This is a genomic window from Pseudomonas putida, assembly GCF_050990305.1.
Taxonomy (GTDB): Bacteria; Pseudomonadota; Gammaproteobacteria; order Pseudomonadales; family Pseudomonadaceae; genus Aquipseudomonas; species Aquipseudomonas putida_AH.
Genome location: NZ_CP158817.1, coordinates 5,146,419 through 5,165,836 on the forward strand (window position 1 = coordinate 5,146,419; position 19,418 = coordinate 5,165,836).

Sequence of the window (19,418 nt, forward strand, 5' to 3'; positions counted from 1 at the left end):
CTTAAACGGGCCTGCAATATTCCCTTACAGGGATGACAGCCAGTCTGAAGCCCCGGCCGGAGTCCTCACCGATTCCTGCGCCCGCCAATGGCTCTCGGACCCCGTACAAAATTATGTTTATTTGCCTGCGTGTAACCGCTGCAAAAAACGCTATCCAACGCGGCCAGTACGCCGTGTGAAAAACCAGACCATCACATTTCACACGGGCAATCTGGCCCTCACGCAGGAGACGACACGTCATGCTGAGCTGGGACGAATTCGACAAAGAAGACACGGAAGTAGTGGCCAAGAGCGCAAACGCCGGCCACGCCGCTGAAGCCACCATGGACCGTCTCGACAGCGCCGGCGGTGCCGCCGCCCTGGAAGCTCGTGCCGTGACCGCTGCCGACTCCGCCGCCGTGGCCCGCGCCAAAGCCGCCCTGGATTCTCTCGACGTCGCCGAAGGCCTCGCCGAACTCGAAGGCGCTTCCGCCCGTGTCGCCGTTGACGAAAAGCGTATGATCAACTGCCGCGCCGACCTCAACCAGCTCGTGCCCTTCAAGTACGACTGGGCCTGGCAGAAATACCTGGACGGCTGCGCAAACCACTGGATGCCGCAAGAAGTCAACATGACCGCCGACATCGCCCTCTGGAAAAACCCGGAAGGCCTGACCGACGACGAGCGCCGCATCGTGATGCGCAACCTCGGCTTCTTCTCCACCGCCGACTCCCTGGTCGCCAACAACCTGGTCCTGGCCGTCTACCGCCTGATCACCAACCCGGAATGCCGCCAGTACATCCTGCGCCAGGCGTTCGAAGAGGCGATCCACACCCACGCCTACCAGTACTGCATCGAATCGCTGGCCATGGATGAAGGCGAGATCTTCAACATGTACCACGAGATCCCATCGGTCGCGAAAAAAGCCACCTGGGGCCTCAAATACACCCGTTCGATCTCCGACCCGAAATTCACCACCGGCACCGTCGAGACTGACAAAGAGCTGCTGCGCAACCTGATCGCCTACTACTGCGTTCTGGAAGGCATCTTCTTCTACTGCGGCTTCACCCAAATCCTCTCCATGGGCCGTCGCAACAAAATGACCGGCGTCGCCGAGCAGTTCCAATACATCCTGCGCGACGAATCCATGCACCTGAACTTCGGCATCGACGTGATCAACCAGATCAAAATCGAAAACCCACACCTGTGGGATGCCGAGATGAAGGAAGAAGCGACCCAGATGATTCTGCAAGGTACTCAGCTGGAGATCGAATACGCTCGTGACACCATGCCTCGTGGCGTGTTGGGCATGAACGCGGCGATGATGGAGGACTACCTGAAGTTCATCGCTAACCGTCGTCTGTCGCAGATTGGTTTGAAGGAAGAGTACCCAGGGACCACTAACCCGTTCCCTTGGATGAGCGAGATCATGGACTTGAAGAAAGAGAAGAACTTCTTTGAGACTCGTGTAATTGAATACCAAACCGGTGGTGCGTTGAGCTGGGATTGATTCCAGAACAAGCCGCGATTTGACGATGTAAATCGGCAAATCGAACCTCTAAGAGCCCCGATCTGATCGGGGCTTTTTATTGGGTAAGAAAACGCCTACTTACAATCTCACCAGAGACTAAAACTCCTACAAAAACTCCAGCACGATCTGTATTGAGGGCCACTTCAAGCCGCCCTAAGATTTGTGCAGGTGCCTAAGAAACGCCCAACGTAGAAACTGACTTCCATCACATCGAACGCATGCTGACATCAGCCACAAATGCGCTATGTGCAAAAGGAACAGTTTGTTGGGATTTCATAGATCCCTCTACGTCGGGTTCCGGCCCTCTTCAACTTCGCACGTAGAGGTCAAGGATATGCCTGCAGAAAACCCACAACGGCCGGTCGTGCAGGAATCCTTCAGCCCGACAATCTTCACTCGCCATAACCTCCCCCTTCACGCCCTCCTCCTCGAAAACCAAGTCTGGTTCTGCGCCCGCGATGTCGGCCGATTGATGGGTGTCCATCTGAGCGATCGCACGGTCAGCAAGCTGGATAAGGACCAGCGTCACATTTGTTGGATTGAGTATTTCCGTAAATCAGAACAACAGCTGATGCTCAGCGAGTCCGGTGTGTATGCACTGCTGGTGTATCACTACATTCCTGGGAATCGATTACTACGTGAGTGGTTGACCCATCAGGTGGTGCCGGCCCTACGCGATGCAAAGTCCCCGGGAAATTCGGATAGGCCGATGTTGAGTGTGTTGGATTGGCCGGAGATGTCGCTGAGCTTGCTGCATTGGCAGGATGAGGGTTGGATTCGGTTGCGGGACATGCCGTTTTGGTTGAACGACCAGACGCAACGGCAAGTAACTGCGGCAAAACCTTGGTGGCGGAAAGTTGTGCAGGCGATTCAGCCGTCGAAGCGCCCGATAGCTAGGTGATGCGTTTGTAGGGGGACTCGTGAGATTTGTCGTTTTTTTATGTAGGAATTTTCGTAGACAGCCGTGATGGCCACTCAGTATCGTCCGTGGGAACTCAACCCTCGGCGATTGTATGGATACGGAAAAGAGCAACAGCGATTGGAGTGCCGCAGAGATTCAAGCGGCGGTCGATGCCTACCTCAGCATGCTGTCTCGCGAACAGAATGGTCAGGCGATCAACAAGGCTTACGAAAATCGGGTACTGCGCGAAGGGGCATTAGCTGGTCGGACCAAAGGCTCGGTTGAGTTTCGAATGCAGAACATCTCTACCGTATTGGTTGAACTCGGGCGGGCTCGTATTGAGGGCTATAAACCCGCTAGAAATGTCGGCGCCAATGTTGCAACTAGCATTCGCGAAGCACTCAATGCTTTAGAGCCTTCAGTTCCCGAAGATTTTGCCCCGACTGCGGACGAGGCAACTCTGGAGCGACGAGCAGCCAAGCTTGAACGGCAACCGATCAAAGTTAAACCGAAGGGGATTGAGAAACCTGTTCAAACGACGTCCAACGGGAAGTCATATTTTCGCGACCCAGAAGTCAGAGCTTGGGTTCGCCAACAGGCGGAAGGCAAATGCGAAGGGTGTGGCGAACCGGCTCCGTTCGAAAAGGATGGCCGGCCGTTTCTTGAGGTTCATCACGTTAAGCATTTGGCACAAGACGGCTCAGACAGGCCAAGCAATGCTGTTGCGCTGTGTCCGAACTGTCATCGCCGTTGTCACCATTCGAGCGATCGAGAGGCGTTCACCACTTCGCTTTATTTAAAAGTGAAACGGTTGGAACGTGAGTAAGTAAACGAACAAATCCTGTGGCGAGGGAGCTTGCTCCCGTTCGGCTGCGCAGCAGGCGCCATCCAGCAAATCGGCTGATCTGATGTACTGCGTTTGCTGGTTTTGGGGCCGCTTCGCGACCCAACGGGGATAAATCCCCTCGCCACAGTTTGATGACAGGCAACTACTGACAACACTCTCAAGCCTATAAAACCAATGAGCCGTAGGAGCATTGCTCTGCGATCCTGAGTATCAGAGACAACGCCTACCGTCATCGAAGCCCCGTCCTACAGCCACAAACCGTCCCGCTCGTTAACGTCGCGCAGCCCTGATCCGGGGCTGCCGATGGACGAACTCACAAGGACAGTCAGTGGCTCGCAACAAGCACCTCCCCCTGATTCAAACCCCGCCCTCCGGCGATGGCCATCACGTCAATTACCGCTACATGACGGCCGATGAAATGGCCGTGTTCGACGCCCTGCAAGCTGACTACGACGCCATGCTCGCCAGGCAAGAAGCCTTCATGCGCCGTCGTGACGTGGTCGAGGAAAAACAAACCATCACGCCTCACGGTTGCGTCTTCGCCAAGTCCTGCAAGCTGCCGGACGCGATTATCAGCTATGCCAATCCCTCGGGTATGGTGCCCACCGACAGCCTCAGTGACTACGGCGAAATCGCCTGGCTCGGTGCTCGCGAGGTCGACGATGAAGGGCTGCTGAATCTGCAAACGATCAGCGGCTCGACTGTTGCGCTGGGTGTTGGCCGGCTTGCACTGCGCACTCCGACCCTTGGCGCCGCCGCTGCGCTCGGTACTGCGACAACGGCTGCATTGGCCGGCCTTGTCGCCGTGTTCTGGACACCCAGCCTAGGCGACAGCGCTCTCTACACCGAAGAGCAACTCCGTGCCCTCAAGCAGGCCCGCTCGCGCATGCGCCTGCAGGTCGAACAGCAAGCCGACGGCAGCCTCAAGGGCTACGCCTTCTACACCGGCAAGAACCTTGACTGGGAAATGGTCGCTGTCGTGCAGATCGCGCCCCGCGGCAGCCAGTACGTCGCCGATCTCGGTGAAGGTATCGAACTGATCTGGACCCCGGCCGTCGACGGCGCCGACATCCTTGGCATTCCGAAACTGGAAGCCGCTCCGCAAGCGCCGCACATATGGGTCTTTCCGCCGAACAAACACGCTGACGCGATCATCGTGAACCCGATCTACCCGCCGGAGTACAAGGATTTCATTCTGGTGTTTCCGGTGGGGTCGGGGGTTAGGCCGGTTTATGTTGTTGTTAGCATCTCTCACAAGTACCACCCAAAACCGGGCGCACTACCCGCGTTCCCAAGTGCAAAATGGGCCCCACCTAAAACGCGTATGAAGGGTGGTGGTTTACGCCCTCGCTGGAAGGACGAATCAGGCACGATTTACGAATGGGACTTTCAGCACGGTGCACTGGAGAAATACAACAAGCGCGGGAAACATTTGGGTGAGTTCGACCATAACTCAGGATTTCAGAACAAACCTGCAGATCCAACACGGAGGATTGAACCTTGAAGCACAAAATTATGGGAGTACGCGACGGAGATGATTTTGCTTCATACGAAAAAACACTGACGATTCTCAGCGACGAGCTAGCAGCATTAATGAACTGGGAAAGTGAAGAAGATTATTTATATGACTACGAACTGACGGAAAAACAAATAAATGCAATCGAGCACACCTGCGCCATATCACTCCCGGACAACCTAACACTGTTTCTAACCAGCAGTGATAGTTGAAGAAAACCAAAGAAAACCTGTGGCGAGGGAGCTTGCTCCCGTTCGGCTGCGCAGCAAGCGCCATCCAGCATATCGCGGTTTATCTGATGTTCAGTGTTTACTGGTTTTGGGGCCGCTTCGCGGCCCAGCGGGGATAAATCCCCTCGCCACGGGTTGGTGGATGGCTTGATGGTTGTGGTGGGTTTGGGAATCGCGAGCATGCTCGCTCCTACAGGTTTGGTGGGTTGTCACTGATTTTGGGGGTGTTGAAAACAGTGAGTGCAACTCGTCCGACCTCCCGCTATTAATACCCTTCCCCTCACGGACCCGAGTCCTTCCATGAAATTCGACCTCGCCTACTGCCTCAGCCTCGACGACAAGCTGTCGATCTACGACGTACGCGATCTCAATTTCGACGAGACGGTGGCGTTCGATTCCGCCCAGGAGCATTTCCAGTGCCCCAACGATGCTTGTCGTTTGGCGTTTAACTCAGCAAATGAGCTGGGGACGTTTAACGCCAAGAATGTGAACTATGTGCGCACGCCCCATTTCAAGAACCTGCCGAGTACGCGGCATGTCGAGGGGTGTGCTTATGGGAGCTTGAAGTCGACGGCGTCAGATGTGGAGACGGAAACGGATGACGGGCGTGAGGAGCATTTTCCGTCGGAGTTGTTACTGACTCGGCGTCAGTATGTGCGCAAGTCCCACAGCTCGGAGATCGTGTCGGACGTTGTGAGGGAGGAGCCGACAACATATCCCGCGGACAGTAGTGTCGAGCCTTCCGCCCAGGATTCGGCACCGGACAAGACCCATGTTTTCGCCCATCCGGTGGAGTGTTTTGTCTCGAATTTCGAGGACAAGGAACTGCTCAAGCGCATGCCGTTGAAGATCGGCGAGCACACCGCAACCTACAGCGCGTTTTTCAAGAAGATCGAGTATCTGCAAGACAACAAGGGGCTGATTTACTGGGGCCGGATCAAGGAAATCAAGGACTACACCCAGAGTTTTCGCATCGATTTCGAGAAGAAGGTCTGGTTCGAGAAGAAGCCGTATTCGGTCAATGTTTACCTGAGCAAGAAGCTGATCGAGGGCTATCGCAAGCGCAAGGCGTTTCTGGCGGAGATCAAGCATGCCATCGACAGTGGGCGGGAGTTGTATTGCTTCTTTTATGGGGCGACGCCGGAGCTGAAGCAGGTGCCGAGCAAGAAAAACCCCGAGCAGACGTTCGGGGTGTTCAGTGCCAACATCGAGAACCTGGATCACTTGGTTGTGCGGGAGGCACCGGGACTGGAAGGTTAGGACCTCCAACGATCTCTCAATCGCTCATTGCTCTTGGCGTCTGAGTTCAACTTCGAACGCCCGTATTTCCCGCTTCACTTCCCTACGTCGTTCAAGGGCAGCATTAACCCCTGACTCATCAAGCCCGCAGTAACGGTGCAACCAATGAGCGACCATTTCCTCATCCGGGTAGTAAAAGTCCTTGTGGCCTTTGCTGCCTCGGGGGGTGTCATTCATATCGCCATCGAAGCGTCCGGCAGAAAACTCGTCTGAAGGTAAGGTCCCCCATTCGGCGGCGCAGTCTTCGAAAATCCATGAGATTTCATTGATATGTTTTTGCGCACCGCGATGACTGCGTTTGTAAAAGACGTACTCGCGGCAACCCTCCTGGAAGCGCTCCATCATCTGCTCAGCATCAACCCAGTGCAGGATGTCATGGTTCCCGGCATGCCGGATGAGCCCCTCCACCCAACGGTCCGCAAAACGTCGAATGAAACCCTCGACATCCGCCTTTTTCGCGTCCGCGAAAATCATGCAATAACGGGTTTGCACGTGAATGACGTACAGCACATGTTTGCGTTGCACCGTGGTGGCGTGAACCAGCCACTGCTCGGTGAGCTCACTCACCTCATCGTCCTCGATGACGGGCGATGGCGGTTTTTCTACTGGCGTAATTTTCTTGCCTTTGTGCACACGGCTGAAGAAGTTACTGGCCGCTTCGCTGCAGTTGAAGATCAACATCCTGATTCTCTGGTAGAAGGCTGGTGATGGCAGTTGTCAGTCTTGCCGTACGCTCTCGTCAACCCATTCAAGCCCATAGGATGCGCACCTGTGAAGCATCATCGATGACATAAAACTCACTCCTTCGAAAAAAGCTTACCGAATCCAAGACTCCGCCGTCCGTCTGGCTGAACGGGACAAAGTCGCACAAATCAAAAAATCAATTTGATCCGGAACCAAAACAACTGTACAAAAACACAGTACATTTTGGATCAACACCCCGAGTCCGGAGAACACCATGGCCTCTCAAGCGATGAAAATCACCCTGGAGCGTATCGCCCTCTTCCAATTCACCCCGGCCCACTGCGCCCAAGCCCGAGCGATGCTGGGTTGGAGTGTGGAGGAGTTGTCTCGGGAGGCCGGGGTATCGGTGGAGGCCATTCAGCGTTTTGAAGCGGAACGTGAGGTGATGGATGTCACGCGGTTGACGTTGGCGTATCGGTTTGAATCGGAGGGGTTGGTGTTCTTCCCGGGGTTCGCACCGGGGCGTGGGATGAATGTGAAAGGATCGACGCCGAATCCGGTGGGGCGGGCGGATTTTGCGATGGTGGAGTAAACATTCGGTAATCAGCATCGCCCCCTGTAGGAGCGAGCATGCTCGCGATGGACTTGAGGGCAGCACGTTCCATCAGCAAGCCCGCGTTATCGTCCACGTCCATCGCGAGCTTGCTCGCTCCTACAGGGGTGATGGTTATGGCTTGAACATCGGCGCCCGCCAAGCAAGCGACGCTTGTTCATAACCGTATGCCAATGCCAGCAACCTGGCATCGCTCCAGCGAGGTCCGTAGAAGAGAATCGAAGTCGGAACGCCGTCTTCGTCTATTCCGGAAGGCACCATGATGCCGGGATAACCCGCCAGCGGTACGACATTCAAGGCAGGGGATTCGACATCCGATACGAGAGCATCCAGTTGGTGGGTTGCCAGCAGTTGGTCGATCACAGCGGCGTTTTCACTTTTAATTTTTTGCCAGAGCTGATTGTAGGTTGGCTCATCGAAGGCGACCTTGCTCGCAGCAATCAATGTGTCCTGGTTATGACCCTCGACGTTGGCGGCATTCAAAAGCACAAGGTCTTCCAATGTCTGGGCAGGAATGCCTGTTCGAGTCGCCAGGTAACGAGGCAGGTCTCGCTTGATGCCCATGTGGAACGCCTCATCCACCTGTTTCGAACGCGGGTCAACCAGTTCCACAGGGATTAATGTTGCCCCCGCGGCCTGCATGAGTTCCAACGCTCGGGAAAACTGGGGATCGGCCAGTAGGGCCAAATTACCGCTATCAAACTTGGCGGGGTAACCGATGCGCCGCCCGGCCAGTGCGTTTGGACGCAACATTGCGGTGAAGTCCACCTTCTCCAGGTTATGTGGTTTTTCAACCGGATCGGCAGCGTCGTTGCCGACCATGGCGTTCAACAGAAGTGCGGCATCGCGCACCGTGCGGGCCATAGGGCCGGGCGTATCGAGTTTGTGAGTAACCGGGATGATGCCGCTGCGGCTTAACAGCCCCACCGTGGGTTTGAGGCCCACCACACCATTGAAGGACGCCGGGCAGATGATCGAGCCTGATGTTTCGGTGCCAACGGCCAGCGGCGCAAAGCCTGCTGCGGTGGCTGCGCCGGAGCCTGAACTGGAACCACAGGGATCGCCACTCAACAGGTGCGGATTTTTGGTTTGTCCGCCGCGTCCGCTCCAACCGCTGGGGAGCGTTGGGTCGCGAAAATGTGCCCATTCGCTGAGATTGGTTTTTCCAAGAATCACCGCCCCGCTGGCCCTGAGGCGTTCCACAATGAAGGCATCTTTCGCGGCGGGTTCACCGACCATGGCCGGTGAACCCGCAGTGGTCTGCATTTGATCGGAGGTATCGATATTGTCTTTGAGCAATACCGGGATTCCATGCATTGGCCCCCGGATGTAACCGCCCTTTCGTTCCTGATCCATTGCCTCGGCCATCGCCAAGGCATCGGGATTGAGTTCGATGATCGCGTTGATCGCCGGCCCGTTTTTGTCCAGCCTTTCTATCCGCTGTAACAGGTGTCGGAGCAGCGTGACGGAATTCAGTTGGCCGCGATCCATGCGCTGATTGATTTCATCGACACTCAAATATTCCAGCCTGGTTTCGGGATCCGGAACCCTCGCACAGGCTGCGCTGCCCAGCATTGAGAACAGGGCAATGGCGGCCAGCCGCGTCATGCAGCTGCTTAACGTTACATCCATGTAAAAGTCCTTATGACTGATAGCGAGTGAATGATTTCACCCGGTTTTTCAGCCTACAGAAGCGGCCGAAATTATCCGTCATTACAGATCGCCGCTTCTCGTACGAAGGTTCCTACCTGTTTGTAGTTTCAGCCGAGGCTTCGTTGATCCTCGTACACCTGCTGTTCGACCGCTAACCACCAAGCCCCGCCTCGTTGCGGATGCATCAGGTTGAAGGCTTCGCCCATCTGCGGCGTGGCAATCGTCACACTGCGTTCCCAGGCCAGGGCCAGGATGCGGTCAAAGGGTTCGTACCAGGCGTGCATCGACAGATCGAACGTGCCGTTGTGGATCGGCAGCAGCCAGCGACCTTTAAGATCAAGGTGGGCTTGCAGGGTTTGTTCCGGTTGCATATGCACATGCGGCCACTCGACGTTATAGGCGCCGGTTTCCATCAGGGTCAGGTCGAACGGACCGTACTGCTCACCGATGCGTTTGAAGCCATCGAAGTAACCGCTGTCGCCGCTGAAGAAGATCCGCGTGTCGCCATCGATCATCACCCACGAGGCCCAGAGGGTGCTGTTGCCGTCGAACAGACCGCGACCGGAAAAGTGCTGCGACGGCGTGGCAATGAAGCGCAGGCCGTCGACCTCAGTACCTTCCCACCAATCCAGCTGCCGGACCTTGCGAGCGTCGATGCCCCATTTGATCAGGGTATCGCCCACGCCCAGCGGAGTGAGAAAGTACTGGGTCTTGTCGGCAAGCTTGAGCACTGCCTGATGGTCCAGGTGATCGTAGTGATCGTGGGACAGGATCACCGCTTCAATCGGCGGCAATTGCTCCAGGCTGATCGGCGGTTGGTGAAACCGTTTCGGTCCGGCCCACTGCACGGGCGAAGCGCGCTCGGCGAAGACCGGGTCGGTGATGTAGAACTTGTCCCGCAGTTTAAGCAATACGGTGGAATGACCGAGACGATAGACGCTGTGGTTTGGCGCGGCGATCAGCGCCGCCTGCGTCAGGGGCTGCACCGGGATCGGTGCGTTGGGACGGGTGTCATGGGGTTTGTGGAAGATCACGTTCCACAGGATGCGCAGAGTCTTGTGAAAGCCTTCGCGCTTGAACGGCGCATGGTTACGGAATTGCCCTTCTGTCTGACGGGACGCTTGGGAGCTGACAGCGCTTTGCGTCGAGGAAGTTGAGTTGGCCATGACTGAATGACTCCAGAAAAACCGCTCGTATCACGATTTTCCGCTTTGGGACGATAAATGGCCAAGGCACGCACGCATCAGCCGAAACTCTAGTTATCACCGTGCAGGATTAACAAAACATTACACTGCACAGTGTAGTTTCAAGGTTGCATCAAAGCCGATCACAAGTAAACTGCCAAGTGTAGTTTTTCATCCAACCTTGCCGAAGCCCAATTAATGACAGCTCCACAGCGCCTGACCGACCGAAAACGCGAAGCCATCATTCAAGCGGCGATTGCCGAATTCCGTGCCAACGGTTTCGAGATCACTAGCATGGACAAGATTGCCGCCACGGCTGGCGTGTCCAAGCGCACGGTGTACAACCACTTCCCCAGCAAGGACGAGTTGTTTGCCGAGATCCTCAACCAATTATGGGTTCGGGTGACCGCTGAACAGGAAACGCCCTACTGCTCCGACCTGCCGCTTCGCGACCAATTAAAGCGTTTGCTGACCGCAAAACTGCAAATGCTCGGTGATGACAACTTGCTTGATCTGGCCCGAGTGGCCATCGCCACCACCATCCATTCGCCCGAACGCGCCCAGAGCATGGTGACCCGCCTGGGTGAGCGTGAAGAAAACCTGACGGTGTGGATTCGCGCCGCGCAGGCCGATGGGCGCCTCAAAGCGGTCGCCCCTGACTTTGCCGCGCAACAGGTTCAAGGACTGCTCAAATCCTTCGCGTTCTGGCCGCAGATTTCCATGGGACAACCGAGCCTGTCACCCGAGATGCAAAGCACGGTGGTGGAATCGGCGCTGGATATGTTTCTGGCGTGTTATCAGCTGTAAATAGTGACAATGTCACTGGCGAGGTCGAACGCTCGATAGCTGCCGAGCAAAGATGAAACAATGTTTAGATTGAAAAATAAGGCAGAGGTCCAAGCACCTTCACGCCATTTTCAGCGCCCGCCCCAGCTCGTCGAACAGCGCCACAACCGAGCGCAACGCGCGACAATCCGGGCGTGTCAGCAGCCACAGCGCTGTGTCATAACCGTGCAAGGGTTCGCCCAACGCCTGTAATCCTTCACCAATCAAAAAGTCCGGCAACGCGGCCACGCCCAACCCGGCACGCACCAGCTCAGTGACCGACAGCATGCTGTTGCAGCGATACCCTGGCATCACACCCGGCAACGCCTGCCGGCGCCAGGCCACCGTCGGGTGATCGGGCAGGAAGTCGTCCGGGGCGATCCAGGTCAATGCAGCCAAGTCTTCGCTACCGACCGATTGCAGGTAACGCCTACTGGCACACACCCGGTAGGAAACCTCTGCCAGACGTCGCCCCACCAGATGCTCCGGTGGTGAGCGGGTCAAGCGCAGGGCAATATCGGCATCGCGGCGGCTGAGGTTGGCGAAGTCGTTGGAGGTGCTGAGTTCGAGGATCAGCGCCGGATAATTCGGCATGAACCGCGCCAGCGCCGGCAACAGCAAACCTTGCAAGACCGAATCCGTGCACGTCAGCCTCACAGTGCCGCTAATAACTTCACCGCCCTGCTCCACGCCGATGCGCGCCGCTTCAAGCGCCTGCTCGGCCCGTTCCGCCTGCGTGGCCAGGGACTGCGCCAGCGTGGTGGGCAAATAGCCGGCGCGGCTTTTCTCGAACAATGGCTGGCCCAGCGCGGCTTCCAGCCGCCGCACGGCACGAAACACCGTCGAGACATCAACCTTCATCAGTTGCGAAGCCCTGGCCAGCGTGCCGCCGCGTACCAAAGCCAGAATCAGGGCCAGGTCCGGGTAGTCCAATCGATAGTGCGTCGCTGCATTGATCACTTGGAATAACGCCAATATTGAATGCGTGAACGCCAATCTATAGTGGGCGCCAGAAACGGGCAATCCAACGCCCTGAATAACTGTGGCGAGGGAGCTTGCTCCCGTTCGTCCGCGCAGCGGTCGTCGCACTTGGGGCCGCTTCGCGACCCAACGGGAGCAAGCTCCCTCGCCACAAAGCAATCGCTTACACAAGGAAAACCACATGGACACGACGTTTTCTCACCCGGACATCCGCATCGCCCTGATCGGCGATCACGACCCGCAAGTCACCGCCCACCAGGCGATTCCCGTGGCGCTCGACATGGTCGCCGAACGCAGCGGCCTGAACGTACAGGGTCAATGGCTGGCCACCGACAGCATCAACGCCAACACCCCGTTCGATGAGTACGACGGCTTCTGGTGTGTTCCCGCCAGCCCCTATCGCAACAGGGACGGCGCGTTACAGGCGATTCGTTTTGCCCGCGAACATCAACGACCTTTTCTCGGGACTTGCGGCGGTTTTCAGCACGCGGTACTCGAATACGCCCGCCATGTATTGGGCTGGGAGGATGCCGAGCACGCGGAGACTTCGCCCAACGCATCGCGGGCCCTGCTCACGCCTTTGACCTGTTCGTTGGTAGAAGTCACCGACAGCATTCACTTGCTCAAGGGTTCGTTGATCGCCACAGCGTATGAAACCTCGGAAATTCGTGAAGGCTATCGCTGCAACTACGGGGTGAATCCTGAGTTCGAGCAGGCATTGCTCCAGCAGGGTCTTCAGGCCGTTGGCCGTGATGAGACACAAGGTCTGCGAGCGGTTGAACTCCACACTCATCCCTTCTTTGTCGCCACACTGTTCCAACCAGAACGCGCAGCACTCAAGGGCACGTTACCGCCGCTGGTGCGGGCCTTGGTCGAAGCGTGCAAGGAGCTGCGGTCATGATCGCCCATACGCCAGCCGCGCCGTATTACGCAGTGATCTTCACCTCGCTGCGCACCGAGGGCGATCAGGGTTACGCCGAGGCTGCTGCGCGCATGGTGGAGCTTGCACGTGAGCAACCGGGGTTCCTCGGTGTGGAGTCAGCCCGGGGCGAGGATGGATTGGGGATCACCGTGTCGTACTGGAGCAGTGAGGCGGCGATTTTGGCGTGGAAGCATCATCCCGAGCACAGTGCGATTCGCGAGCGGGGGCGGTCGACCTGGTATGCGCGGTGTCATACGCGGGTGTGCAAGGTTGAGCGGGCGTATGAGTTCAACCTTTAAGTTTTGTGCTGCTGTTGAGGCCGCCATCGCGGGCAAGCCTTGCTCCTACAGTTTTCAGTCGATCACGCCATGTGCGTACGAGATAAATCTGTAGGAGCAAGGCTTGCCCGCGATGAGGCCCGAATAAACCACACAAATCTAAGAGCCCGACACCAACCTGCGCACCGCCGAAATCTCCGGCACATCCCGCCGGTTCATGTACACCCGCAGCGGTTCACTGATGTTGATCCGCTCATCGATGTTCTGATCCAGCAGCAACTGGATCAACTCACGCTTAAGCGTCATGGTCTGTTCCGGGCCGGGCACCCAGACGAACTCACGGGTGGGAATGATGCCGTCGTCCGCCACATCCATGCCGAAGGCGTCCTCGCTGAAGCGAACGATGTAATGACCCGTCTTGCGATTGAGGCCCACGAAGCCGTTGAGTTGGTCAGCCGCCTGGCAAATGAGCTGGGAAGTGATGCGCATGGAAACCTCACGACAAGTGATTGTTGGTTTACACGCAAGGTGTGCGAAGGGATGTCCCTCTGCCGGGGAGTTTGCACCGGCCAAGCCTACTGCAAACACACACACAAAAACGCTGACGAACATCAGCTTTAAACAGCTTTATGTCGGTCTCGCGATAGCGTCGGCAACGTTGTGTTGTTAAAAGGGACGTCTTTGAAAACCCTCGCGAAAGGATCTCGACCATGTCTGCCACCTTCACCAAAAGCGCGTTGATGCTGAGCCTGCTGCTTAGCTTCGGCCAGGTACAGGCCGCGAGCGAGCCCAGTCCCTCGGCGCGGGCCACCCGACTAGGCATCCCGCACCCGGCAGTGATTGCCCACCGTGGCGCCTCGTTCGACGCGCCGGAATCCACCGCTGCCGCGTATCGACTGGCCCGCGACTTGGGTGCCGACTACCTGGAAATGGACCTGCAACGCAGCAAGGACGGCGTGCTGTTCGCCCTTCACGACAACAACCTGCAACGCACCACCGACGTCGCGATCAAGTTCCCCGAGCGCAAAGACAGCCCGGCCAACGCTTTCACCATGGCCGAACTGAAAACCCTGGATGCCGGTAGCTGGTTCAACACCGCGTACCCGGATCGTGCGCGGCCTTCCTACACGGGCCTGAAAATCCTGACCCTCGATGAAATCATCGACATCGCCCAAAGCAACCCGCTGCACAAACCCGGCCTGTACATCGAGACCAAGGAGCCCAAGCAATTTCCCGGTATCGAGCGCGACCTGAAAACGAAACTTCAGGACCGTGGCTGGTTGAGCCCGACCGGCTCGAAACTGGCCAAAAGCGAACTGGCGGTCGGCCAGGGCAAAGGCAAGGTGATCCTGCAAACCTTCGAAAAGAGCAGCCTCGAACTGCTGCAAAAGGAAATGCCACGGGTGCCCAAGATCCTGTTGTTGTGGGTCGGTGAGGGCAATATCGAGCCTGCCTCCAAGGTGGCGTTTACCGATTCCGGCGAGAAGGACAAGGCTGCGTACTACGCCAAACAACAACCCAAAGACAAAGCCGAATTCCAGCGCTGGGTCGACTATGCCAAGGCTCAGGGCGCAATCGGCACCGGCCCGTCCGCGGCGCTGACCCACGGTGGCGATCAGAGTTACGCGGACCTGGTGCAACCCTGGATGAATCAGTACACCCACGACCAGGGCCTGTTGGTGCACGTCTACACCCTCGACGAGGCAGTGGACTATCAGAAGGTCATGGATGCGGGCGTCGATGGGATTTTCACCAATCGTGCCAGTGAGCTGTTGAAGTTCTATAAACGGCCGGCGGCAGCGAGTGTTGATCAGGTGTTGAAAAACAACGGGTATTGACCCGGAACCGAGTTGAATTCTTCGCGGGCAAGCCTCGCTCCTACACATCGATATGCAACCGCGTAGGAGCGAGGCTTGCCCGCGAAGCGCTTGAAGGCGATACGGTTAAGAGAATTTAAGGATGAATTAAGTTGCCACAACTAAGCTGAGCTCACTTAAACAGCTCCCCCAAGGAATGCCCTCGATGAAAACCCTGACTGCCCTGTTCGCCGCTGCCACCCTGACCCTCACCGCCGGCCTGGCACAGGCTAAAGACGTGCCAGTCGATCAGATCCCTCAATTGGTCAAGGACGGCAAGATCAAGCCGCTGGAAGAGCTGAATCAGATCGTGTTGAAGCTGCACCCGGGCGCAACCATTACTGACAGCGACCTGGACAACCACACCACCCTCTACGAATACGAAGTGGAACTCAAAGACGCCCAAGGCGTTAAATGGGACGTGGACCTGAACGCCGCCACCGGCGAAGTCCTGAAAAACAAAAAAGACGACTGATGCACACAGCAAAAAGCCGCACGAAGTTCAATTCGTGCGGCTTTTTTGCGCCTGATGGATTGATCAGGCGGATGTACTCACCAACGCTCCCGACGTGCTGGAAGAAGAATCCGTCAGCGCCTGCAACAACTCCGCGGCGGCGCTCTGCAACGACGCAGACGTCGCCGCGACCTGCGACTGGGCGGACGCCACGGCGCTGGCCTTGGCCGCATCATCCTCCCGCTTGGCCTGGGCCGCTTGCAGTTGCTGTTGTTGCTCCTGCAGCTGTTTTTGCAGCTCCGCGATCTGCTTGCGCAGCTCCTTCACCGAATCGGATTCTTCGCTGCTGCTGGAGCTGCTGTCACCCGATGCCGGCGCGCCCCCGGCAGCCACTTTTGCGCTGTCGGGGGTTGCAGCGGTGGTGGTCGCCGCCGGGGTGCCTTCAGTGGCGCTATTGGCCGCCGAGCTTGAAGTCGTCGATGGTGTGGAAAGGGTTGGCGAAATCGTAACGTTGGTGATGCTGACCATGGCGCTCTTCCAATATGGGTTCAGGTTTCCCCCATCATCGACATCGCATGCCAGCACTTGAGATCGACTGTGTACCGACTCGGCCTCAACCCGGATACAAACGCCATGCTCGCCACGCAACCGTCACAAAACCGTCAAACAGCCTTGCAATGATGGGGCTCAAGTGAACCTGTAAAACCCGCGACAGGCGCCTCCCCTTGCGAGTCCTCATGAACCACAGCATCGATCAAAGCCATCGCGACCCGGATCTGTTCGGCTTGCTGTACGGGTTCAGTTTCCGTCCCGGCGAGCGCGGGCAGGAGATCGATTCGGCCAGGGCCTTGCAGTGCCTGCAACAACCGGAAGACGAAGAGCAATTCCTCTGGCTGCACCTGAACCTGGCCCATGCCGCGTGCGAGCGCTGGATGAAAAGCCACTTGGAACTGCCCGACGAGTTTTTCGAAGCCTTGCATGAAGGCTCGCGCTCGACCCGCATCGAGCACGTCGACTCGGCGTTGCTGGCGGTCGTCAACGATGTGGTGTTCAACCTCAGCAGCATGGTCTCCTCGGATGTCTCGACATTGTGGGTCTGTGTACGCAGTCGGCTGATCGTCAGCGCGCGCCTGCAGCCATTGCACTCGGTGGACAAGTTGCGCTCGTCGGTGAAGGCCGGCGAGCGCTTTCGTTCGCCGCTGGAATTGCTGGTGCACTTGCTGCGCGATCAGGGCGAAGTGCTGACCCAGATCGTGCGCAAGACCAGCCTGAGCGTCGATCAGGTGGAAGACGAGTTGTTGTCGCAGCGATTGTCGACCAACCGCGCCGAACTGGGCGCCAACCGTCGGGTGCTGGTGCGCCTGCAACGCCTGCTGGCGCTGGAGCCGGGCTCGCTGCTGCGCCTACTCAACCGCCCGCCGCCCTGGTTGCAAAAGGAAGACGTCAAGGAACTGCGCAAATCCACCGAGGAGTTCGCGCTGATCATCAACGACCTGACGGCCCTCGGTGAACGCATCAAGCTGTTGCAGGAAGAAATCGCCGCCAACCTCAACGAGCAGAGCAACCGCACCCTGTTCACCCTGACGGTGGTCACGGTGCTGGCGCTGCCAATCAACATCATTGCCGGTTTTTTCGGGATGAACGTGGGTGGCGTGCCGCTTTCCCAAGACCCGGAAGGGTTCTGGATCCTGGTGGCGCTGGTCGCGACCTTTACCGTGATCGCCGGGCGCTGGGCGTTTCGCAAACGGCGCGATTATTGAACGAACACAACCCTTGTAGGAGCGAGGCTCGCCCGCGATCGAGACGACGCGGTGTAACAGAATGACCGCGTAATCATTCATCGCGGGCAAGCCTCGCTCCTACAGGAATGTGTGATCTTCCGATCAGTGGCTACAGGAAAAACCCAAACCCTGATCCAGAGCAGCTTTTATGTAACACTTCGCGACGATCATGACGAATACTCCTCCCCTCTCCAGGAATGTCCGGCATGGCTACGCCCTCCTTCTCCGCCGCACAGACGCCCGTCAGCAGCAGTCAACCGCAGCTCGATAAAAAACCCGGCCTGTTCACCCTCGTGATTTTCTTCGCGGTACTGGCCATGGGGCTGTTGTTCACCGCCTACAGCTTGATGCGCGATGTGAACGCCATCGGCACCGTAGTCACCACCTGGACGCCGTTCCTGCTGTTGGGCGTGGCGCTGTTGATTGCCCTGGGCTTCGAGTTCGTCAACGGTTTCCACGACACCGCCAACGCCGTGGCCACGGTGATTTATACCCATTCGCTGCCGCCGAATTTCGCGGTGATCTGGTCCGGGTTCTTCAACTTCCTCGGCGTGCTGCTGTCCAGCGGTGCGGTGGCGTTCGGCATCATCGCCCTGCTGCCGGTGGAGTTGATTCTGCAAGTCGGCTCATCCGCGGGGTTTGCAATGATCTTCGCCCTGTTGATCGCCGCGATCCTGTGGAACCTCGGCACCTGGTGGCTGGGTTTGCCGGCGTCGTCCTCGCACACCCTGATTGGCTCGATCATCGGCGTCGGCGTGGCCAATGCGCTGATGCACGGACGCGACGGCACCAGCGGTGTGGACTGGGCACAGGCGATCAAGATCGGCTATGCGCTGCTGCTCTCGCCGCTGGTCGGCTTCGGTTGTGCCGCGCTGTTGCTGCTGGCCTTGCGCGCTTTTGTGAAAAATCGGGCGTTGTACAAGGCGCCCAAAGGCAACACGCCGCCTCCCTGGTGGATTCGTGGTCTGTTGATCTTGACCTGCACCGGTGTGTCCTTCGCCCACGGTTCCAACGATGGCCAAAAAGGCATGGGCCTGATCATGTTGATCCTGGTCGGCACCCTGCCGATGGCTTACGCGCTGAACCGCACCATGCCAGCGGATCAGGCATTGCAGTTTGCCGCTGTGGCTGAAGTCACCCAGCAAGCGTTGGTGAAAAGCGCACCGCTGCCGGCCCCGGCTGACCCACGCCCGGTGCTGTCCGACTACGTGCGCAACAAGCAAGCGACACCACAACTGGTGCCAGCGCTCGCCGCGCTGACCGGTTCCATCGGTGCTCAGGTCAAGAGTTACGGCTCGCTGTCGAAAGTACCGGCCGAGGCCGTGGGCAACGTGCGTAACGACATGTACCTGACCAGCGAAACCATTCGCCTGATGGACAAGAACAAAGTCGGCAACTTCGACGCCGATACCAGCGACAAGCTGCAATTGTTCAAGCAGCAGATCGACAGTTCCACCCGGTTCATTCCCCTGTGGGTGAAGGTCGCCGTGGCCATCGCCCTGGGCCTGGGCACCATGGTGGGCTGGAAGCGCATCGTGGTGACCGTCGGTGAGAAGATCGGCAAGACCCACCTCACCTACGCCCAAGGCGCTTCGGCGGAAACCGTGGCCATGCTGACCATCGGTGCCGCCGACATGTTCGGCTTGCCGGTGTCGACCACCCATGTGCTGTCTTCGGGTGTCGCCGGGACCATGGTCGCCAACGGTGGCGGCTTGCAGATGAAGACCATCCGCAACCTGCTGATGGCCTGGGTTTTGACCTTGCCGGCGGCGATTGTGCTGTCGGGCAGCCTGTACTGGCTGTTCACCCAAATTTTCTGAGTGCCCCCCGTAGGAGCCGGCTTGCTGGCGATAGCGATGCGTCAGGTGCCATTAATGTTGATTGAT

General features: G+C 57.7%; 20 protein-coding genes. 14 read left to right on the forward strand and 6 right to left on the reverse strand.

What is annotated here, in order from left to right:
- Positions 1-239 precede the first annotated feature (239 nt).
- The 6 genes from ABTV22_RS23265 to ABTV22_RS23290 all read left to right on the forward strand — a co-directional run bounded on the left by ABTV22_RS23265 (position 240) and on the right by ABTV22_RS23290 (position 6,262).
- A complete protein-coding gene (locus ABTV22_RS23265) occupies positions 240-1,487 on the forward strand; it encodes a ribonucleotide-diphosphate reductase subunit beta (RefSeq protein WP_433736774.1) in 1,248 nt (415 codons plus the stop codon).
- 355 nt (positions 1,488-1,842) lie between these two features.
- Positions 1,843-2,409, forward strand: coding sequence for a BRO-N domain-containing protein (locus ABTV22_RS23270; protein WP_433736775.1), 567 nt, complete (start codon positions 1,843-1,845; stop codon positions 2,407-2,409).
- Between the two features lie 112 nt (positions 2,410-2,521).
- Positions 2,522-3,235 carry an HNH endonuclease gene (locus ABTV22_RS23275; RefSeq protein WP_433736776.1) on the forward strand — a complete coding sequence of 238 codons (714 nt, stop codon included), beginning with the start codon at positions 2,522-2,524 and terminating at the stop codon, positions 3,233-3,235.
- Positions 3,236-3,584: 349 nt separating this feature from the next.
- Complete coding sequence (locus ABTV22_RS23280) at positions 3,585-4,760, forward strand: colicin E3/pyocin S6 family cytotoxin (RefSeq protein WP_433736777.1); 1,176 nt, start codon at positions 3,585-3,587, stop codon at positions 4,758-4,760.
- Positions 4,757-4,984, forward strand: coding sequence for a pyocin S6 family toxin immunity protein (locus ABTV22_RS23285; protein ID WP_433736778.1), 228 nt, complete (start codon positions 4,757-4,759; stop codon positions 4,982-4,984). The genes ABTV22_RS23280 and ABTV22_RS23285 overlap by 4 nt, the downstream gene beginning before the upstream one ends.
- A gap of 318 nt (positions 4,985-5,302) precedes the next feature.
- Complete coding sequence (locus ABTV22_RS23290; RefSeq protein WP_433736779.1) at positions 5,303-6,262, forward strand: hypothetical protein; 960 nt, start codon at positions 5,303-5,305, stop codon at positions 6,260-6,262.
- A 24-nt stretch (positions 6,263-6,286) separates the two neighbouring features.
- On the opposite strand, the gene ABTV22_RS23295 is transcribed toward ABTV22_RS23290, so the two are convergent.
- Complete coding sequence (locus ABTV22_RS23295; protein WP_433736780.1) at positions 6,287-6,982, reverse strand: DUF6933 domain-containing protein; 696 nt, start codon at positions 6,980-6,982, stop codon at positions 6,287-6,289.
- 277 nt (positions 6,983-7,259) lie between these two features.
- Here ABTV22_RS23295 and ABTV22_RS23300 point away from each other — a divergent pair, with 277 nt between their 5' ends.
- Complete coding sequence (locus tag ABTV22_RS23300; RefSeq protein WP_433736781.1) at positions 7,260-7,577, forward strand: helix-turn-helix domain-containing protein; 318 nt, start codon at positions 7,260-7,262, stop codon at positions 7,575-7,577.
- Between the two features lie 135 nt (positions 7,578-7,712).
- Here ABTV22_RS23300 and ABTV22_RS23305 read toward each other — a convergent pair whose 3' ends face one another.
- Positions 7,713-9,230, reverse strand: coding sequence for an amidase family protein (locus tag ABTV22_RS23305; RefSeq protein ID WP_433736782.1), 1,518 nt, complete (start codon positions 9,228-9,230; stop codon positions 7,713-7,715).
- Positions 9,231-9,358: 128 nt separating this feature from the next.
- The gene (locus ABTV22_RS23310) at positions 9,359-10,417 is read right to left on the reverse strand and encodes an MBL fold metallo-hydrolase (protein WP_433736783.1); all 1,059 of its coding nucleotides are present in this window, start codon (positions 10,415-10,417) and stop codon (positions 9,359-9,361) included.
- Between the two features lie 216 nt (positions 10,418-10,633).
- On the opposite strand from ABTV22_RS23310, the gene ABTV22_RS23315 reads away from it, so the two are divergent.
- Positions 10,634-11,242 (forward strand): TetR/AcrR family transcriptional regulator, encoded by a 609-nt coding sequence (locus ABTV22_RS23315; protein ID WP_433736784.1) that lies wholly within the window; start codon positions 10,634-10,636, stop codon positions 11,240-11,242.
- A gap of 99 nt (positions 11,243-11,341) precedes the next feature.
- Here ABTV22_RS23315 and ABTV22_RS23320 read toward each other — a convergent pair whose 3' ends face one another.
- A complete protein-coding gene (locus ABTV22_RS23320; protein WP_433736785.1) occupies positions 11,342-12,283 on the reverse strand; it encodes a LysR family transcriptional regulator in 942 nt (313 codons plus the stop codon).
- Positions 12,284-12,422: 139 nt separating this feature from the next.
- Between ABTV22_RS23320 and ABTV22_RS23325 the strand changes: the two genes are divergently transcribed.
- Positions 12,423-13,142: a CTP synthase C-terminal region-related (seleno)protein gene (locus tag ABTV22_RS23325; RefSeq protein WP_433736786.1), complete on the forward strand. Its 720-nt coding sequence runs from the start codon at positions 12,423-12,425 to the stop codon at positions 13,140-13,142.
- Complete coding sequence (locus tag ABTV22_RS23330; protein WP_433736787.1) at positions 13,139-13,462, forward strand: antibiotic biosynthesis monooxygenase family protein; 324 nt, start codon at positions 13,139-13,141, stop codon at positions 13,460-13,462. The genes ABTV22_RS23325 and ABTV22_RS23330 overlap by 4 nt, the downstream gene beginning before the upstream one ends.
- Positions 13,463-13,600: 138 nt before the next feature.
- Here ABTV22_RS23330 and ABTV22_RS23335 read toward each other — a convergent pair whose 3' ends face one another.
- Positions 13,601-13,930 (reverse strand): DUF2025 family protein, encoded by a 330-nt coding sequence (locus ABTV22_RS23335; RefSeq protein ID WP_433736788.1) that lies wholly within the window; start codon positions 13,928-13,930, stop codon positions 13,601-13,603.
- A 221-nt stretch (positions 13,931-14,151) separates the two neighbouring features.
- On the opposite strand from ABTV22_RS23335, the gene ABTV22_RS23340 reads away from it, so the two are divergent.
- Entirely contained in the window at positions 14,152-15,279 is a 1,128-nt protein-coding gene (locus ABTV22_RS23340; protein WP_433736789.1) for a glycerophosphodiester phosphodiesterase, read from the forward strand.
- Positions 15,280-15,463: 184 nt separating this feature from the next.
- Positions 15,464-15,772 (forward strand): PepSY domain-containing protein, encoded by a 309-nt coding sequence (locus ABTV22_RS23345; RefSeq protein WP_433736790.1) that lies wholly within the window; start codon positions 15,464-15,466, stop codon positions 15,770-15,772.
- A 63-nt stretch (positions 15,773-15,835) separates the two neighbouring features.
- Here ABTV22_RS23345 and ABTV22_RS23350 read toward each other — a convergent pair whose 3' ends face one another.
- A complete protein-coding gene (locus ABTV22_RS23350; protein WP_433736791.1) occupies positions 15,836-16,279 on the reverse strand; it encodes a hypothetical protein in 444 nt (147 codons plus the stop codon).
- 209 nt (positions 16,280-16,488) lie between these two features.
- On the opposite strand from ABTV22_RS23350, the gene ABTV22_RS23355 reads away from it, so the two are divergent.
- Together ABTV22_RS23355 and ABTV22_RS23360 are read left to right on the forward strand one after the other, a co-directional pair.
- On the forward strand, positions 16,489-17,511 hold the full coding sequence (locus ABTV22_RS23355; protein ID WP_433736792.1) for a transporter: 1,023 nt from the start codon (positions 16,489-16,491) through the stop codon (positions 17,509-17,511).
- Between the two features lie 227 nt (positions 17,512-17,738).
- Positions 17,739-19,352, forward strand: a complete 1,614-nt coding sequence (locus tag ABTV22_RS23360; RefSeq protein WP_433736793.1) for an inorganic phosphate transporter — start codon at positions 17,739-17,741, stop codon at positions 19,350-19,352.
- The last annotated feature ends 66 nt before the right edge of the window (positions 19,353-19,418 follow it).

What these genes read in the sequence shown, in the direction of transcription:
- ABTV22_RS23265 (WP_433736774.1), top strand. Translation starts at nt 240, where the DNA reads ATGCTGAGCTGGGACGAATTCGACAAAGAAGACACGGAAGTAGTGGCC.
- ABTV22_RS23270 (WP_433736775.1), top strand. Translation starts at nt 1,843, where the DNA reads ATGCCTGCAGAAAACCCACAACGGCCGGTCGTGCAGGAATCCTTCAGC.
- ABTV22_RS23275 (WP_433736776.1), top strand. Translation starts at nt 2,522, where the DNA reads ATGGATACGGAAAAGAGCAACAGCGATTGGAGTGCCGCAGAGATTCAA.
- ABTV22_RS23290 (WP_433736779.1), top strand. Translation starts at nt 5,303, where the DNA reads ATGAAATTCGACCTCGCCTACTGCCTCAGCCTCGACGACAAGCTGTCG.
- ABTV22_RS23295 (WP_433736780.1), bottom strand. Translation starts at nt 6,982, where the DNA reads ATGTTGATCTTCAACTGCAGCGAAGCGGCCAGTAACTTCTTCAGCCGT.
- ABTV22_RS23300 (WP_433736781.1), top strand. Translation starts at nt 7,260, where the DNA reads ATGGCCTCTCAAGCGATGAAAATCACCCTGGAGCGTATCGCCCTCTTC.
- ABTV22_RS23305 (WP_433736782.1), bottom strand. Translation starts at nt 9,230, where the DNA reads ATGGATGTAACGTTAAGCAGCTGCATGACGCGGCTGGCCGCCATTGCC.
- ABTV22_RS23310 (WP_433736783.1), bottom strand. Translation starts at nt 10,417, where the DNA reads ATGGCCAACTCAACTTCCTCGACGCAAAGCGCTGTCAGCTCCCAAGCG.
- ABTV22_RS23315 (WP_433736784.1), top strand. Translation starts at nt 10,634, where the DNA reads ATGACAGCTCCACAGCGCCTGACCGACCGAAAACGCGAAGCCATCATT.
- ABTV22_RS23325 (WP_433736786.1), top strand. Translation starts at nt 12,423, where the DNA reads ATGGACACGACGTTTTCTCACCCGGACATCCGCATCGCCCTGATCGGC.
- ABTV22_RS23330 (WP_433736787.1), top strand. Translation starts at nt 13,139, where the DNA reads ATGATCGCCCATACGCCAGCCGCGCCGTATTACGCAGTGATCTTCACC.
- ABTV22_RS23335 (WP_433736788.1), bottom strand. Translation starts at nt 13,930, where the DNA reads ATGCGCATCACTTCCCAGCTCATTTGCCAGGCGGCTGACCAACTCAAC.
- ABTV22_RS23340 (WP_433736789.1), top strand. Translation starts at nt 14,152, where the DNA reads ATGTCTGCCACCTTCACCAAAAGCGCGTTGATGCTGAGCCTGCTGCTT.
- ABTV22_RS23345 (WP_433736790.1), top strand. Translation starts at nt 15,464, where the DNA reads ATGAAAACCCTGACTGCCCTGTTCGCCGCTGCCACCCTGACCCTCACC.
- ABTV22_RS23350 (WP_433736791.1), bottom strand. Translation starts at nt 16,279, where the DNA reads ATGGTCAGCATCACCAACGTTACGATTTCGCCAACCCTTTCCACACCA.
- ABTV22_RS23355 (WP_433736792.1), top strand. Translation starts at nt 16,489, where the DNA reads ATGAACCACAGCATCGATCAAAGCCATCGCGACCCGGATCTGTTCGGC.
- ABTV22_RS23360 (WP_433736793.1), top strand. Translation starts at nt 17,739, where the DNA reads ATGGCTACGCCCTCCTTCTCCGCCGCACAGACGCCCGTCAGCAGCAGT.